Origin of the sequence: Paenibacillus sp. PSB04 (genome assembly GCF_025809195.1) — a bacterium.
Lineage (GTDB): Bacteria > Bacillota > Bacilli > Paenibacillales > Paenibacillaceae > Paenibacillus_AQ > Paenibacillus_AQ favisporus.
In genome coordinates this window covers 2,021,059-2,034,968 of sequence record NZ_CP081301.1, presented here as the reverse complement: position 1 = coordinate 2,034,968, position 13,910 = coordinate 2,021,059, and the positions used below count along the sequence as shown (strand labels likewise).

Sequence of the window (13,910 nt, the reverse complement as noted above, 5' to 3'; positions counted from 1 at the left end):
AACACCCGAAAGAAGCGCAGCGCCCCCCGGTTGCCGGAGATTCGCTGCGCCTTTTGTTATTTCCACATGCCGACCGCAGGACGAAGAGGCCTACAACTGACGCGAACGCGTCCAGTCATGGTACTCTTTTTCCGCGGCGTCCTTGGAATGGCCATAGCGCTCCTGAAGCTTGCCGATCAGCTTGTCCTTTTCGCCGCCGATTTTATCCAAATCGTCATCCGTCAGCTCGCCCCACTGCTTTTTGGCTTCGCCTTTCAGTTGATTCCATTTTCCCTTGAATACGTTATGATCCATGAGGATCAGCTCCTCTCGGTATAAGTTGTTGGTCGGCGGAACTATCCGCTCCGCCTGTAGTTCTTTATTACCCGCAGGAACGCGGGCTGAATCCAACGAGCACCAGCAATGCTGCCACAATCTTCATAGCCATAAACCGGTGCGAAAAAAAGATTTTAACCAACATATTGATCGCCTATTGCATTAAGTGTATTAAGTGATATAATACACTTAAATCACATAAGTGACCTGAACGTTTGCGCTTATGCCGAGAAGGAAAGCTGTGCTTCCAGACCAGCAGAGCTTTTAGGAGGGAAGGCCATGGAAGACCAACAGGTTGGCCCGCTGCGGTTCCACATCGACTTCAGCCAACCTTTATATGAACAAATTCTGGATCAGGTGCGAAGCGCCATTGCCAAAGGAGAGATTGGATTGGGAGACAAGATGCCTTCTGTGCGCGAGCTGGCTCAAGAGCTTCGGGTGAACCCGAACACCGTCATGCGGGCTTATCAGGAGCTTGAACGGGACGGACTTACCGAGAAACGGCGGGGTCAAGGAACCTTCGTCACCTCTTCCCCGGAGCATGTCCGGTCGTTCCGAACGGCGCTCGCGGCCAAATATATCGACAGCTTTATGGATCAAATGGAAAGCCTCGGACTAACCTGGAACGATATCCAGTCCTATATTGAACAAAAATACGACGCGGAGGAAGGAGGATCCATGCGATGACGGCACCGATACTGCGATGTGAACAAGTAAGCAAGGCCTATGGGAAGAAGCAGGCGCTAAACGGGCTGAACATCACCGTTCCCGAAGGGCGGATCACCGGTATTCTGGGCCCGAATGGCTGCGGCAAATCCACGTTATTCCGGATGCTTACCGGACTCGTCCGGCCAGACCGGGGCACCGTGGAAGTGCTCGGCTCGAAGCCCGGCTGGGAAACCAACCGCCACATCGCCTACCTCCCCGATCGGGCCCGCTGGTATCCGAACCATACGGTGCGGCAGGCGTTCGAATGGGGAGAGTCCTTCCTGCCTCGCTTCTCGATGGAACAGGCCATCCGCCTGGCGGATTATATGGATGTTGAACTGGATGCGAGAATCGGCGGAATGAGCAAGGGCCAGGAAGCCCGCGTTATGCTGATTCAGTGCCTTGCCCGGGAAGTGTCCCTCATTATTCTCGACGAGCCTTTTACCGGCATCGACGTCATGTCACGGGAGGCGATTGTGGCCGGCATCATCGACTACCTCGAGGACAGCGGGCAGTCCGTCCTGATCAGCACCCATGATATTCAGGAGGTTGAAGGGTTGTTCGATTACACGGTCATGATGAAGCAGGGTCAGGCGATCTGGTCCGGCGATACCGAAAGCTTGAGGGCGGAATACGGTTCACTGCGCGATGTATTCCGTAAAATGTACGCAAAGGAGTGGCAGCGTTGATGTCATCAGGCACGTTTATGGACCTTGTCCAGCATGAGTTTATGGTGCGGGGCAGCTGGAGAAAACTGAACCGCGTCCGCTTATCCAGAAGCTGGTGTGTCTCTTATATCCTGATTGTTGCTGCAGCGGTGGTCATCGTCACCACTTATCTGGCGGCACGCAACGACCTAGAACTGAGCAGCTTCTGGTATATGACGCTGGCGTTCCCTTACTGGATCTTCTTCCTGGGATACGGCGCTGTAAAAAGAGAATGGTCCAACGATACGTACGGCTGGTGGCTGACACTCCCGATCCCGAGATTTCGCCTTATTGCCGCCAAATGGCTCGGTAACTGCTTGAAGGTATGGATCGCAATGATCGCCATTTATATCGCCTTATCGGCGTACGTGCTTATTCTGACCTCGGCCATCGATCATTACACCTACGACATGGCCGTCTCCTTTATGATTACGGGCATTAACTGGCTGACCGTCGTCGCCGGCCTGACCCCATTCATCATAGCCGCAGGCATGCTGACCATTAGCGTCATGTACAGCACCGCCAAGCCGCTGACACCGCTGCTCTGGATTCTGTTTATGGGAGGCTTCAGCATCGTATACTCCAACATGAACGAGTATTTGCTGCCTGAAGGCCGGCTGGAAACCGCAGGACCGGCGACGTTCTTCCCCTTTCCATGGGAGCTTCCGGCAATCATCATCGGCAGCTGGGCGGTAGCCTATGGCCTGATCCGGGCGGTGACATACGTCATGGATAAAAAGCTGGATCTGTAGCAAGTTCAAAACGCTTTTCTTCTATAAACTTAACGGGATATTCAACGTGGCCGCCGGAAGCCTTTCGTTCATCCGCACGAGCCGGTACTGCCGGCGGCCCGTCATTTTGCAAAAATGCCGCTTCACAAAACTTAAAGCCGATGCTTCCGATGCTAGTTTTGCTGCGACGATTTTGCTTTGAGGTTATGCTTCACAAAACTTAAGCTTATGCTTCCGGTGCTAGTTTTGCTGCGACGATTTTACTTTGAGGTTATGCTTCACAAAACTTAAGCTTATGCTTCCGGTGCTAGTTTTGCTGCGACGATTTTGCTTTGAGGTTATGCTTCACAAAACTTTTAGGAGGTTGTCCCTATGATCCAAACGACGGCCCGCAACAACGCCGAATCTAATCAGACTTCTTATAACAACGATTATATGCTAGAGGTTTCCCAGCTCCGCAAATCCTATCCGAAGAAACAGGCGCTCCAGGACGTGAGCTTCTCTCTGAAAGCTGGCACTTCGTTTGGCTTCCTCGGACCGAACGGCGCGGGTAAGTCCACCACGATGAAAATTTTGACCGGCATTGTCCAGGCCGACAGCGGCTCCGTCCGGCTGCTCGGCAAGGAAGCGACCAAAAATCCGGACGCCGTATCGAAATATATCGGCTACGTCCCGCAGGAAATTACGCTGTACGATAAGCTGTCCGCTTATGACAATCTGGAGTTCTTCGGCGAGGCTTACGGCGTCCGGGGCAAGATGCTGAAGCAGCGCATCCACGAGGTGCTGACCCAGACCGGTCTGCTGGACCGGGCCAAAGAGGAAGTCGGCACGTTCTCGGGAGGCATGAAGCGCCGGATTAACATCGCCGCCACGCTCCTCCACCGTCCCAAGCTGCTGATTCTCGACGAGCCGACGGTTGGGATCGATCCGCAGTCGCGGAACCACATCTTCGAAATGATCCGCGATCTGAACCGCGAAGGCGTGACGATCATCTACTCCACCCACTACATGGAGGAAGTCGAAGCGCTGTGCGATGAAGTGGCCATTATGGATCAGGGCACGATCAAGGCGATGGGCCCGCTCGGGGAACTGCTGGAGAATTACGGACAGAAGGCCATTTACGTGGAAATTGCAGGAGCCCATCACCTCCCGGAAGACCCGGATGTAACCGCGGTCCGCAAGGAAGGCTCCGGATACGTGCTGGAAACGGAAAATCTGCATGGCGTGATGCAGCGACTGCTTCGCCTCGCTTCCCAGCACAGCTGGGACGTGAAGCAGCTGGAAATCGTCCGTCCCTCGCTGGAGAACGTATTCCTGCGGGTAACCGGTACCGCGCTCCGGGATTAATTCTTTTTCACAAGCGTCCCTCTCACTCATTAAGGTGATATATCGTTCATCGTATGAAACAAACCAAGAAATGAACAAGCAAAGGAGCAAAACTCATGAGAGCCATGATTATCAAAGAATTGCGGCTGATCCGCAAAGACCGCAAAAGCTTCTTCTTCCTGCTGCTGATGCCGATCCTGTTCATCGCCATGTTCGGTACGATTTTCAACAGTGCCGGAGGTGACAGTTCCTCCGTATCCATCCGCACGATCGACCAGGATCAATCCGCCGCGTCCCAAGCCTTTGTGAAGCAGATGCAGGGGATTATGGACGTGAAGCTGGAATCGGCATCCAGCCTGGACGACCAGGTCGACAGAATGAAGCAGGGCCAGTTCTCGGCCATGCTCGTCATTCCCTCCGGATTCGAAAAAGCCATGAAGGAAGGCAGTCCCGCGGATATCCAGCTGTACCAGGATCCCACCGCACAGACAGAGCTTGCGCCGATTCAGGCGATCCTCAGCAGCATTTCCAGCCAATACCGTGAGCAGAAGCTGACGGATGTCCTGCTGGCCAAGGGAGATTCCAAGGAGCAGGCAGAGCAGGCGCTTGCCTCCCCGATCCAGATTAAGGATGTGGCGACGACGTCCGACCATATCAGCTATATGGACTCCATGGTCCCCAGCATGACCGTCATGTTCGTCTTCTACATTATGATCACGATGGCCCGCCGCTTCTTTGACGAAAAGAAAACCGGCCTTCTGTCCCGCATTCGCAGCACGCGCGTAAAACCGCTGCAGTATCTGGTCGGGATGTGGGTGCCCTTCATCCTGACGGTTATCGCCCAGTGTGTCGTCCTGTTCGCCTTCGGCCACTTCGTCTATGATGTCAAGCTTGGCGACGTCGCCGCCCTTACCTTGATTGTGCTCAGCCTCAGCATCTGCGGAACCGGCATCGGGCTCGGCTTATCCTTCCTGGTGCCCGGCGAGGGAGCTGCCATGGTCATCACCCAGGTCATTGCCATGGGCGGTGCCATGCTGGGGGGCCTGTGGGTACCGTCCTATCTGCTTCCGCAATCCGTACAGACCGTCGGGCACTTTCTGCCGCAGTACTGGGCGCTGCACTCGCTGCAGAACATTATCGCCCATGGCGCCCATCTCGGCGACGTTGCGGGACCTGCCCTTATTCTCCTGACGTTCGGGGCCGCCGGCCTCCTGGTTGCATTCTTCCGTCTGCCAGGGTTCCTGCGCTCGGCTGCCAACTGATTCCTTATCAACGTTCAAAACGACGAAAAAACCTCCCGTCCGGAAGTCATCCTTCACGGCCGGGAGGTTTTCTTGGTTTCCGATCCTTGGTCATCGCTTATGTATCGTCGCCTGCCGCTTTTCCCAACCTTTGATTTCTCATATAGTCGACAAAAATGCGGGCGTATTCCGGATCCCACTGCGTCCCTCCGCCCTCTTCGAGAATGGACAGCGCCTTGGCGACATCCATGCCTTTACGGTATGGCCGATCCGAAGTCATCGCATCAAAGGCGTCGGCTACGGCGATAATTCTCCCGAGCAGCGGGATATCGTCCCCGGCCAGTCCGTCCGGATACCCTTTCCCGTCATATCGCTCATGATGGGACCTTACGCCGGGAAGGAGCGGCGCCATGGCATCCTTCGGCTCGATCTGCTTCAGAATCGTCTCACCAAGCACCGGATGGGCCTTGATTTGGTCGAACTCCTCTTCCGTCAGACGCCCTTCCTTCAACAGGACGGTGTCCCGGATGCCGATTTTCCCGATGTCATGCAGCAGCGCCGACTGGCGGATCACGTTGATATCCTCCTCAGTCATCCTGCTGAGCCGCCCGATCAGCTCCGAATATTCGGCCACCCGCAAGGAATGCCCTGCCGTGTAGGCGTCTCTGGCATCGAGCGCAACGGCGAGGGTCACAAAGTAGCTGTCCAGCATCGCCCGGGTCTGGGCTTCACGCGACTGAAGCGCCCGGACCATCATGTTGAAGCCAGTGGCCAGCCGCGAAAACTCGTCCGAATACACGTTTTGGACCGTCTTCAGCCGGCCGTCCTTGACATGATTCATGGCGTCGTACAGATGGGAGATCGGCCGCTCCACCTCATGGGTCAACAGCCTGGCACCCGTATACGTAAAAATGATGTCGACCAGCAGGATTAGCCCCGCCCAGCCCCAGTACCCTGTCATCATTTCCTCGTTTAAATTGCCCAGCCGAATCTGGGCAGCCAGGGTGAACAGCAGGAGCGGCGAGGTACCGATCAGCATGGCGCTGAGCAGAAACTTCGGACGGATGGACAAGACGACATGCCCCTCCGGATTCAGCTCAATGCGGTGCGTTTCCTGGGCGAGCCGATGAAATTCCTCCATCAGCGGCCGGACCGTCGCCGTCGTCAGAAAAAATTCGATCATCGCATGCATGCTGGCTACGAGGAAGGCGCCGGCTGCCGCAGCCGCAACATAAATCGGCGGGAAATGAAGAAGGCCACGGCTCATCTGCCACAGTGTCAAGCCGGCCGCAGGTACGGCAAGCCCGAGGAAATGCGGTACCAAAATCCGGAACACCGCCAGCTGCGGCAGCTTATGTGCCTGACGGTAGGCTGTTTCAATGGTCTGAACCGTACAGGTCCGGCAGAACAAGCCCTGCCGGATCGGCCGAACGTGCCGCGTGAATACCCAGGATTCCACCGCGACCATGACCGCCATGGAGCAAGCAAAGATGATCGCCAGCCGTTTGATCTCCTGCGGAGAAATGCTGATCGTGGTCAGAACGAGAGCGCTGCCCACGATCCATACCGCGAATAGCGATCCGAAAATATAATTCCGTACCAATTTGTTCCGAAAAGCATAATACAGGGCAACCCCCTGCAAACGGGTAGAATCGGTATCCATAAGCCAGCCTTCCTTTTTCATCAATATAGGCCGTTCGGCGCAGCACTATTAAGAATATCGGTTATTTCATCCCAAAATGTGACATGAACCAGCGACAAAAACCAACTTTTATCATAAAATCCCTTCGTATGAAATGGTGCTTTTGCACATTTATACAAGTCTGGTGGGCGATATAATTTCCTATTGCATTTATAAACAATATGTGATATATTATATGAATATAACTTCATTTAACCCTTTTCGTTCCCCGCAAGAAAGAATAAATCTTCAACCTCGAAGACTTAATTTCCTATTTTGAAATAACCCAATGCGAAGTATGAGATTTAAGATGCTATTTCTGATTCACGCTGGCGCGGTCATCGGAGCCGCAAGGACAAAAGAGAGGCAGGGCTTTTGTTGTTTTGGAAGTCATTATTCTGTTAACGAACTAGAACAAGGAACCAGACTGCAGCCTTGAACGGCTGTCAGGGGTTAAATATATGAGGCGGCCGCAGCGCCGCCAAAGCCAAACCCCCCGGAGAAATGTCCGGGGGGTTATCCATATTGTCCAATGTATTTACGGCCTACTGCCACTTCCTTCTCTCGTCACGAGGCTTAGCCGGCTTTGCTGTATCCGCGGAGCGACTCCGCATGCTTCATCGATTCAATGAGCGCGATCGGGTTATTGTCCATGCCGCCCGCGTTGACCCGGTATCCCATGTACTGCCCGGGGCCGTCGATTCCCGGTTTGACGGTAAAGACTACTTGAATACCGAGATTGCGGCAGAGACCCAGCACTTGCTGCGTATAGCCGCCGTAGGGAAAAGCGAGAATATCGCGGCGGTTGCCGATTTCATTCCGGAGGATTTGATCCGCCCGGGTTAAATCACCCTTCACCCGCCGAATATACTCCTGCTCCGTCTCCACATGCCCGGTGGTTTTGTTATGCTCCGGTCCCATCAGCATCGGCTCCAGCCTGTCATGGGTTTTCCCTTCGGGGCGAACATAAGCATAAGCGTGCGAATCAAACGTATGGCTGTAAAAGTCGATACCGCTCCGGTGCATGAGCTTGACCTGGGCCCAGGTCAGCTTCGGCAGTCCGGGATGCTTCGGATTCCCCACCGTCGACACGATCAGAAAATTCGTTGCCGGCACGTGGTACTTCTTCAGGATCGGGAACACATTGGTATAGAACGTCTCATAGCCGTCGTCAAACGTCATCAGCACGGCGTTGTCCGGCACCGGCTGATGCCGGGTGACGAAGTCGGTGTACTGCTCCATCGTAATCCAATGGAATCCGTTTGCCTTCATGGCCTGGAGCTGCTCCTCGAATACAGCAGTATCCAGACTCTTGTCATTGATCGGACGCGGGGAGACATCGTGGTACATCAGCGTGATGACTTTGTTTTTATAATACACCGCACCTGGCGTCGGCCTGGTCGAAATAAAGCTGTATGCCGGAACACCGCCCTCTTCCTTTTTGATGTGGGGCCTTCCGGGATAACGAACCAGATGATACACATAAGGGCCCTGCCTCCAGACGAAAAATGCCGCGAACAGCACAAGCACGGAAAAGGTGCAGTAGAGGATAATTTTTTTTCTCAGCATTACGTTCCAATCCCCTTCGTTCCATAAATTCACTTGCAGAGGGATGCATCCCCCGCTCTATAAACATACTCTGGAAGCAAGGAGTGATGCAAATGCCAAAATACCGGATCATCGTCGACCTGTCGGAACGCACGTTATATTTGCTGGACGGCGATCAGACCGTCAAATCCTATCCCGTTGGCATCGGAAAAATGGTGACGAAAACCCCGACCGGGGAGTTCACGATTGTCAATAAACAGGAAAATCCCGGCGGACCGTTCGGGGTGCTGTGGATGGGCCTCTCCAAGCCCCATTACGGCATTCACGGAACCAATGATCCCGCCTCTATCGGACGGGAAGTCTCCCACGGCTGCATCCGGATGCACAATGAGGATGTGCTGGATTTGTCTTCCTACGTTCCTGTGAATACAAGGGTGACCATCCGGCCGTAATGGCCGTAAGTGCCGTCAGTCTTGATCTGAAACGACCTTGATTCCCTTCTCTTTGCGGTACTGGATCACCAGCTGCCGCCAGAAATCATAACTTCCCGTTTCATCAGCAATATAAGGCTTGTAATAGCGGTAAGCCTCCTTTGCCCAGTCCGGGCAGGGCATGCTTAACAGCGCCTGCTGCTGCTTGATCCATTCCGCCTGCTTCGCAACCGTGTTCTGCAGCTCGCTAAATACCGCCTTTTCCTCAGGAGTCATATGCGCCCCCTCCTTCCAGGCATCGTATTGGTCCAGGTTATATTGATCAATAATCCGGATTAGCTTATCTGCATACTCCGGGTCCGTGGCATAACCGGCGGCGCCAATCGCGGCGGCGGCCGATCGCCCGTCTGTGCGGAGCGCGCCGGCATACTTGTCACGGTCCCAGGACACGCCGTTCACCAGCAGGCTTGAGTGATCGGCCACCGATTCGGCCCAGCTGTTGTACGCGCGGAAGTCGGCTATCACCCGGCCGGCCACGCCGCGAACGTACTCGGTGGTCTGCAGGCGCATGCTTCCTGCGGTGCCCTGTCCCTTGATGCCGAACAGATTGTTGGCCTTCACCGCCAGCTCGCTCGTGCCCCAGGCGGATTCGAGGGCCGCCTGGGCGATCGTGAGCGATGCCGGCACACCCGACTGCAGCTGGTCGAATTCAGCCAACGGTGCCATGATGGCGATAAAGTTTTGTTTCTTCATAATCCTCCCTCCCAACCCTCGGGTACATACAATGCTGACCGCTTGCTAACGGCCTGGACGCGGCTGCCGCCCCACGTTTTCAGAGCACCTGAGCCTTGTAAAAATTTCCGGACCGCTCCGGTATGAAGCATTTGCCTAATTCTTCACGGCTTCTTACAATAAGAACATATGTAACGCTTGGAGGGTGGATGTATGAAGCAGGCAAATGCAGATCATTTTATCATCAATCAGGAGTGGGTTACCCCGGAAATCCGTGCCATTCAGGCCGGTCCGGATGATGTCACACCCGCGCAGGGACTGCTGTTTCGAACGGCGCAATGGCTTCAGAGCATAGGCTCCAAGCAGTGGAATCAGCTGCTGACCGGCGAGGATCGGCATCATATCGACGAGGCGGTCCTGCGAGGGGACGTCTTCCTGTTCAAAAAGGAGGAGCGCCTTGCCGCCATCGTCATCCTCCAGCAGCATGCAAGCGAATGGGACCGCAACCTGTGGGGAGAGGAGCGCCACGATACCTCTGTCTATCTGCACCGGCTTGCCATTGAACGCGAATTCGGGGGGACGGGTCTTGGCAGCGCCATTCTGCACTGGGCCTTGACTGGAATAAGGTTCCAGGGCAAAGACCGAATCCGTCTCGACTGCATCGCCGACAACCCCGGCTTGAACCGGTTGTACAGCGGGGCCGGCTTTACGCTGAAGGGCCAGCATGAGAGCGGGTTTAATATTTATGAGAAAATGGTGAGATAGCATTCGCTCCTCAAGCATAACTGCGCAAAAAGCCTTCCGGCATGCCGGAAGGCTTTTCTCATATCGTATATAAAATGCAGGTTTTACGAGTTGGTTAATGGGACGATACCGAGGCTACGCCAATCTTGTCGATGATACGCTGGCTCTCCGGATTCAATCCCCGGACGGCCACCTTTTTGTCCAGCGCCTCATACTTGGCCAGCACCTTGGACACAGCGTTCACGCCCGACTGATCCCAAACGTGGGAGTGGGAAAAGTCAATCGCAATCTGCTCGGGATCCTCCTGGTAATGGAAGAGATGCACAAAATGGTTCATCGTTCCGAAAAACATCTGTCCTTTGATTTCGTACACCTTTACCCCATGTTCATCGATATGGGTCTGCGCGTGAATACGCGCCATTTTCCAGCCGAAATTCAGGGCACTCAGAATGACTCCGGTCACAACGCCGATCGCCAGATTGGACGTGGCCACCACGATTACGACGGTCACGACCATGACGATCGTGTCACCCAGCGGCACCTTGTTCATCGTTCGTAAAGAATGCCAGTCGAACGTGCCCACCGACACCATGATCATAACGCCCACCAACGCCGCCATCGGCACCTGCCTGACGACATCGCCGAGCACGAGGATCAGGAACAGCAGAAAGGCGCCGGCAATGAAGGTCGACAGCCGGGAGCGGCCCCCCGACTTCACATTGATGACCGTCTGGCCGATCATGGCGCAGCCTGCCATTCCGCCGAAAAAGCCGGTGAGGATGTTGGCGATGCCCTGCCCCTTGATCTCGCGGTTTTTGTTGCTGCCGGTATCGGTCAGCTCATCCACCAGGTTGGCGGTCAAGAGCGTCTCGGTCATGCCGACGACGGCGAGCGCCAGCGCATAAGGCAAAATCGTCAGGAACATATGAAACGACAAGGGAACGGACGGAACATGAAATGCGGGAAGCGACTGCGTAATAGTACCCATATCGCCTACCGTACGGACATCGGCATGGGTCAGCACCGAAATGATCGTCATGACGATAATGGCGACAAGCGCTGAAGGCACCGCTTTGGTGAGCAGCGGGAACAGATAAATAATCAACAGCGTTGCGGCCACCATCAAGTACATGATCCAGGTTGCCCCTTCAAAATTCGGCAGCTGCGCCATAAAAATAACGATCGCCAGCGCGTTAACAAAGCCCACGATGACCGATTGCGGGATAAATGTGATGAAGCGCCCGAATTTCAGCGCCCCCATGATCCACTGCAGAATGCCGGTCAGCACTGTCGTCGCAAACAAATACTCGATCCCGTACTTGGCAACGATCGGTCCCATCAAGGATGCCATGGCACCGGTGGCCGCTGAAATCATCCCCGGGCGTCCGCCGAAAAACGAAATGCTGACGGCAATCACAAAGGATGCGTAGAGACCGACCATGGGATCCACACCGGCCATAATGGAGAACGCGATGGCTTCAGGAATAAGCGCAAAGGCAACGGTTAGACCGGACAAAATATCTTTTCTGACATTGCTAAAGAAGCCTTGTTTGATCCAGTTCAAAAACAAGAAATAATCCCTCCTGTGGATATATAAAGTTGTATCTGTAGGGCTGATCGTGCTGCTATCCGCTCATGAAATGTTACGGGGTGTTTCAAGCGGGCTCCCCACTCTCAGGTTCGCCGGGTCCGATGGTTCACTGTTTTTCATTATAGCGTTATATCGTCTGAACCCAAAACTGCATGTATGCGCTATTTCCCTCTGTATACTAATCCATTCTCCCATTTACTCGTCTATATTTCCTTTTTCAATCCATATGTATATACTGCGGTATCTGCCTTTCTTATGAAATGGCGAAAGCCCCGCCGGAGGGCGGGAGCTTCGTTGCCCAAGGACCGCTTGGGCCCATGGATTAATAAATAAAGGATTTGGTAATGATGACGAGCAGAATAAACAGAACCAGGATGGCTCCCGTTGAGGTAAATGGGTTTCCTACACCACTCATGGTTTCTCCCCCTCTCTCCTGTTTATACTCTATCGTATGCCGCGTAAGGAGAATCGGTTTGGACAAATATCATTCAAGTCCATTTGCCCTATGAAAATGCGCGATGTTCCCGGGGGTAAAGGACCTTGCCGCCACAACTCTATCGAGCTTATCAATGCTGATCCAAGGAAGGAACGATATAGGAAATACCTATAAGTATAATACAATTTATATATTTCCATAATGAGCGGACTGCCGATACAATGAAGTCAATTCCAACAATCCACGGGTAAAGGAGAATGGTGATGGACAGATCTGTGATCAAGCTTTTTGACGCCAATGCAAAGGACTATGACCGGCAGCGGAGGGGACTGATTCCCTGCTTCGACGACTTTTACGGGATGGCCCTGTCCCTGGTGGAGTGCGGCAATTCTTCTCCAAGTATTTTGGATCTGGGGGCCGGAACAGGCCTGTTCTCCAGCATGGTACTGCTCAAATACCCTGAGGCCCGGCTTACGCTGATGGATTTAAGCGACAGCATGCTGCAGGAGGCCCGCCGGCGGTTCCACGGGGTACCGAATGTAGATTATGTTACCGGGGATTACAGCAGTTATCCGTTTACGCAAACTTACGATGCCGTCGTCTCTTCCCTCTCCATTCATCATCTGTCCCATCCGGAAAAAAGGCAGCTGTTCGCCACGATCCATCGGCTGCTGAACGAAGGCGGCATCTTTGTCAATGCCGATCAGGTGAAAGGCCATACCGACCAGGCGGACGTATATTACCGGAGACGCTGGCTGGAAGAAATCAGGGCAAGCGGTCTGCCGGAAGAAGCCATTCAGGCGTCGATTGAACGCAGAAGCCTGGATATCAACGCTACCGCCGCCGACCAGATGCAGTGGATGGAAGAGGCCGGCTTTGAAGACGTGGACTGTATGTACAAGTATTTGGACTTCGCGGTGTTTTACGGAAAAAAATCAGGGCGGACTTCTTAGTCCCCCTGATTTTCTGTTTAGCGCCGGATCAGTCGGTCAGCCTCTGCCGGAAGCCGTCCATCAGGACGTCCAGCCCGAATTCGAATTCCTCCTGCCATCCGGTATCGGTCGTATGGGAAGCCAGCCGGATCATATTCGGAAACTGCTCGCTTGGCAAACTGCGGAAGAACCGGGCGTACTCCTCGCTGAGCTGAGCCTGTGCTTCCTCGCCGGAACCGGCCATCCCTTTCAGCCGCACCTCCTCGGCCACAAAGCCGAGCACATGGTTCTTCACCATGGATGCCATCCACGGGATGTGACTATCCGCAAATCCGGCCGACGCAAAGATTTGGTACAGTCTTTCAATCTGCAGCAGACGGTGGTACCCCATGGCGATGCCGCCATTGAACAGGTCCACCGCATCACGGTAGCGGTGCAGTACGCGCCGGAATGCATACCCCCACTGGATCAGCTGTTCCTGCCAAGGCAGGTCCGGGTCGGGCCTGTCCATTTCTTCGCTTATTTTATCCCCGATAAGCTGGAGCAGCTGTTCTTTATCCTTCACATGATAATACAGGGAAGCGGTCTTTACCTGGAGCTCATCGGCAATCTTACGCATGCTCAGCTCCTTCAAGCCAAATTCGTTCAACACGCGGAGCGCCGTCCGGACAATCCGGTCACGGTCTAGTGGAATGTGCAGCTCCTCCTGTTCCCCCGTGCCGGAGAAGGGATGCTGGGGCACCGTTCGTTTTCTGGCCATCGAAGAGCCCTCCTTTTCACTTGACAA

General features: G+C 54.2%; 15 protein-coding genes. 8 read left to right on the top strand and 7 right to left on the bottom strand.

Annotation, left to right across the window (positions count from 1 at the left end; genetic code table 11):
- Window positions 1-90: 90 nt before the first annotated feature.
- Window positions 91-294, bottom strand: coding sequence for a CsbD family protein (locus K2F33_RS09665; RefSeq protein WP_076172846.1), 204 nt, complete (start codon window positions 292-294; stop codon window positions 91-93).
- A gap of 300 nt (window positions 295-594) precedes the next feature.
- Here K2F33_RS09665 and K2F33_RS09660 point away from each other — a divergent pair, with 300 nt between their 5' ends.
- The 5 genes from K2F33_RS09660 to K2F33_RS09640 all read left to right on the top strand — a co-directional run bounded on the left by K2F33_RS09660 (window position 595) and on the right by K2F33_RS09640 (window position 5,049).
- Complete coding sequence (locus tag K2F33_RS09660; protein WP_076172845.1) at window positions 595-1,002, top strand: GntR family transcriptional regulator; 408 nt, start codon at window positions 595-597, stop codon at window positions 1,000-1,002.
- Window positions 999-1,712, top strand: coding sequence for an ABC transporter ATP-binding protein (locus K2F33_RS09655; protein ID WP_089549109.1), 714 nt, complete (start codon window positions 999-1,001; stop codon window positions 1,710-1,712). The genes K2F33_RS09660 and K2F33_RS09655 overlap by 4 nt, the downstream gene beginning before the upstream one ends.
- Window positions 1,712-2,482, top strand: coding sequence for an ABC transporter permease subunit (locus K2F33_RS09650; protein ID WP_084203988.1), 771 nt, complete (start codon window positions 1,712-1,714; stop codon window positions 2,480-2,482). The genes K2F33_RS09655 and K2F33_RS09650 overlap by 1 nt, the downstream gene beginning before the upstream one ends.
- A 351-nt stretch (window positions 2,483-2,833) precedes the next feature.
- On the top strand, window positions 2,834-3,808 hold the full coding sequence (locus K2F33_RS09645) for an ABC transporter ATP-binding protein (protein WP_263881536.1): 975 nt from the start codon (window positions 2,834-2,836) through the stop codon (window positions 3,806-3,808).
- A 95-nt stretch (window positions 3,809-3,903) separates the two neighbouring features.
- A complete protein-coding gene (locus tag K2F33_RS09640) occupies window positions 3,904-5,049 on the top strand; it encodes an ABC transporter permease (RefSeq protein WP_076172842.1) in 1,146 nt (381 codons plus the stop codon).
- 97 nt (window positions 5,050-5,146) lie between these two features.
- Here the strand turns inward: K2F33_RS09640 and K2F33_RS09635 are convergent, their stop codons facing one another.
- The gene (locus tag K2F33_RS09635; protein ID WP_263881535.1) at window positions 5,147-6,691 is read right to left on the bottom strand and encodes an HD-GYP domain-containing protein; all 1,545 of its coding nucleotides are present in this window, start codon (window positions 6,689-6,691) and stop codon (window positions 5,147-5,149) included.
- A 594-nt stretch (window positions 6,692-7,285) separates the two neighbouring features.
- Entirely contained in the window at window positions 7,286-8,278 is a 993-nt protein-coding gene (locus K2F33_RS09630; RefSeq protein ID WP_263881534.1) for a polysaccharide deacetylase family protein, read from the bottom strand.
- 92 nt (window positions 8,279-8,370) lie between these two features.
- Between K2F33_RS09630 and K2F33_RS09625 the strand changes: the two genes are divergently transcribed.
- Complete coding sequence (locus tag K2F33_RS09625) at window positions 8,371-8,709, top strand: L,D-transpeptidase (RefSeq protein ID WP_076172839.1); 339 nt, start codon at window positions 8,371-8,373, stop codon at window positions 8,707-8,709.
- 15 nt (window positions 8,710-8,724) lie between these two features.
- On the opposite strand, the gene K2F33_RS09620 is transcribed toward K2F33_RS09625, so the two are convergent.
- Window positions 8,725-9,441, bottom strand: a complete 717-nt coding sequence (locus K2F33_RS09620; RefSeq protein WP_263881533.1) for a glycoside hydrolase family 73 protein — start codon at window positions 9,439-9,441, stop codon at window positions 8,725-8,727.
- A gap of 192 nt (window positions 9,442-9,633) precedes the next feature.
- Here K2F33_RS09620 and K2F33_RS09615 point away from each other — a divergent pair, with 192 nt between their 5' ends.
- Window positions 9,634-10,185: a GNAT family N-acetyltransferase gene (locus tag K2F33_RS09615; RefSeq protein WP_263881532.1), complete on the top strand. Its 552-nt coding sequence runs from the start codon at window positions 9,634-9,636 to the stop codon at window positions 10,183-10,185.
- Window positions 10,186-10,279: 94 nt separating this feature from the next.
- Here K2F33_RS09615 and K2F33_RS09610 read toward each other — a convergent pair whose 3' ends face one another.
- Both K2F33_RS09610 and K2F33_RS09605 read right to left on the bottom strand, forming a co-directional pair.
- Complete coding sequence (locus K2F33_RS09610; protein ID WP_084203987.1) at window positions 10,280-11,734, bottom strand: SulP family inorganic anion transporter; 1,455 nt, start codon at window positions 11,732-11,734, stop codon at window positions 10,280-10,282.
- A 343-nt stretch (window positions 11,735-12,077) separates the two neighbouring features.
- A complete protein-coding gene (locus K2F33_RS09605; RefSeq protein ID WP_084203986.1) occupies window positions 12,078-12,170 on the bottom strand; it encodes a sporulation protein YjcZ in 93 nt (30 codons plus the stop codon).
- Window positions 12,171-12,454: 284 nt separating this feature from the next.
- On the opposite strand from K2F33_RS09605, the gene K2F33_RS09600 reads away from it, so the two are divergent.
- Complete coding sequence (locus K2F33_RS09600) at window positions 12,455-13,144, top strand: class I SAM-dependent methyltransferase (RefSeq protein ID WP_263881531.1); 690 nt, start codon at window positions 12,455-12,457, stop codon at window positions 13,142-13,144.
- Between the two features lie 28 nt (window positions 13,145-13,172).
- Here K2F33_RS09600 and K2F33_RS09595 read toward each other — a convergent pair whose 3' ends face one another.
- Window positions 13,173-13,883, bottom strand: coding sequence for a TetR/AcrR family transcriptional regulator C-terminal domain-containing protein (locus K2F33_RS09595; protein ID WP_263881530.1), 711 nt, complete (start codon window positions 13,881-13,883; stop codon window positions 13,173-13,175).
- Window positions 13,884-13,910: the final 27 nt, after the last annotated feature.

Bases quoted from the DNA above. Each gene is read 5' to 3' on its own strand.
- K2F33_RS09650 (WP_084203988.1), top strand. From the start codon at position 1,712: ATGTCATCAGGCACGTTTATGGACCTTGTCCAGCATGAGTTTATGGTG.
- K2F33_RS09620 (WP_263881533.1), bottom strand. From the start codon at position 9,441: ATGAAGAAACAAAACTTTATCGCCATCATGGCACCGTTGGCTGAATTC.
- K2F33_RS09605 (WP_084203986.1), bottom strand. From the start codon at position 12,170: ATGAGTGGTGTAGGAAACCCATTTACCTCAACGGGAGCCATCCTGGTT.
- K2F33_RS09645 (WP_263881536.1), top strand. From the start codon at position 2,834: ATGATCCAAACGACGGCCCGCAACAACGCCGAATCTAATCAGACTTCT.
- K2F33_RS09615 (WP_263881532.1), top strand. From the start codon at position 9,634: ATGAAGCAGGCAAATGCAGATCATTTTATCATCAATCAGGAGTGGGTT.
- K2F33_RS09640 (WP_076172842.1), top strand. From the start codon at position 3,904: ATGAGAGCCATGATTATCAAAGAATTGCGGCTGATCCGCAAAGACCGC.
- K2F33_RS09660 (WP_076172845.1), top strand. From the start codon at position 595: ATGGAAGACCAACAGGTTGGCCCGCTGCGGTTCCACATCGACTTCAGC.
- K2F33_RS09595 (WP_263881530.1), bottom strand. From the start codon at position 13,883: ATGGCCAGAAAACGAACGGTGCCCCAGCATCCCTTCTCCGGCACGGGG.
- K2F33_RS09665 (WP_076172846.1), bottom strand. From the start codon at position 294: ATGGATCATAACGTATTCAAGGGAAAATGGAATCAACTGAAAGGCGAA.
- K2F33_RS09600 (WP_263881531.1), top strand. From the start codon at position 12,455: ATGGACAGATCTGTGATCAAGCTTTTTGACGCCAATGCAAAGGACTAT.
- K2F33_RS09625 (WP_076172839.1), top strand. From the start codon at position 8,371: ATGCCAAAATACCGGATCATCGTCGACCTGTCGGAACGCACGTTATAT.
- K2F33_RS09635 (WP_263881535.1), bottom strand. From the start codon at position 6,691: ATGGATACCGATTCTACCCGTTTGCAGGGGGTTGCCCTGTATTATGCT.
- K2F33_RS09655 (WP_089549109.1), top strand. From the start codon at position 999: ATGACGGCACCGATACTGCGATGTGAACAAGTAAGCAAGGCCTATGGG.
- K2F33_RS09630 (WP_263881534.1), bottom strand. From the start codon at position 8,278: ATGCTGAGAAAAAAAATTATCCTCTACTGCACCTTTTCCGTGCTTGTG.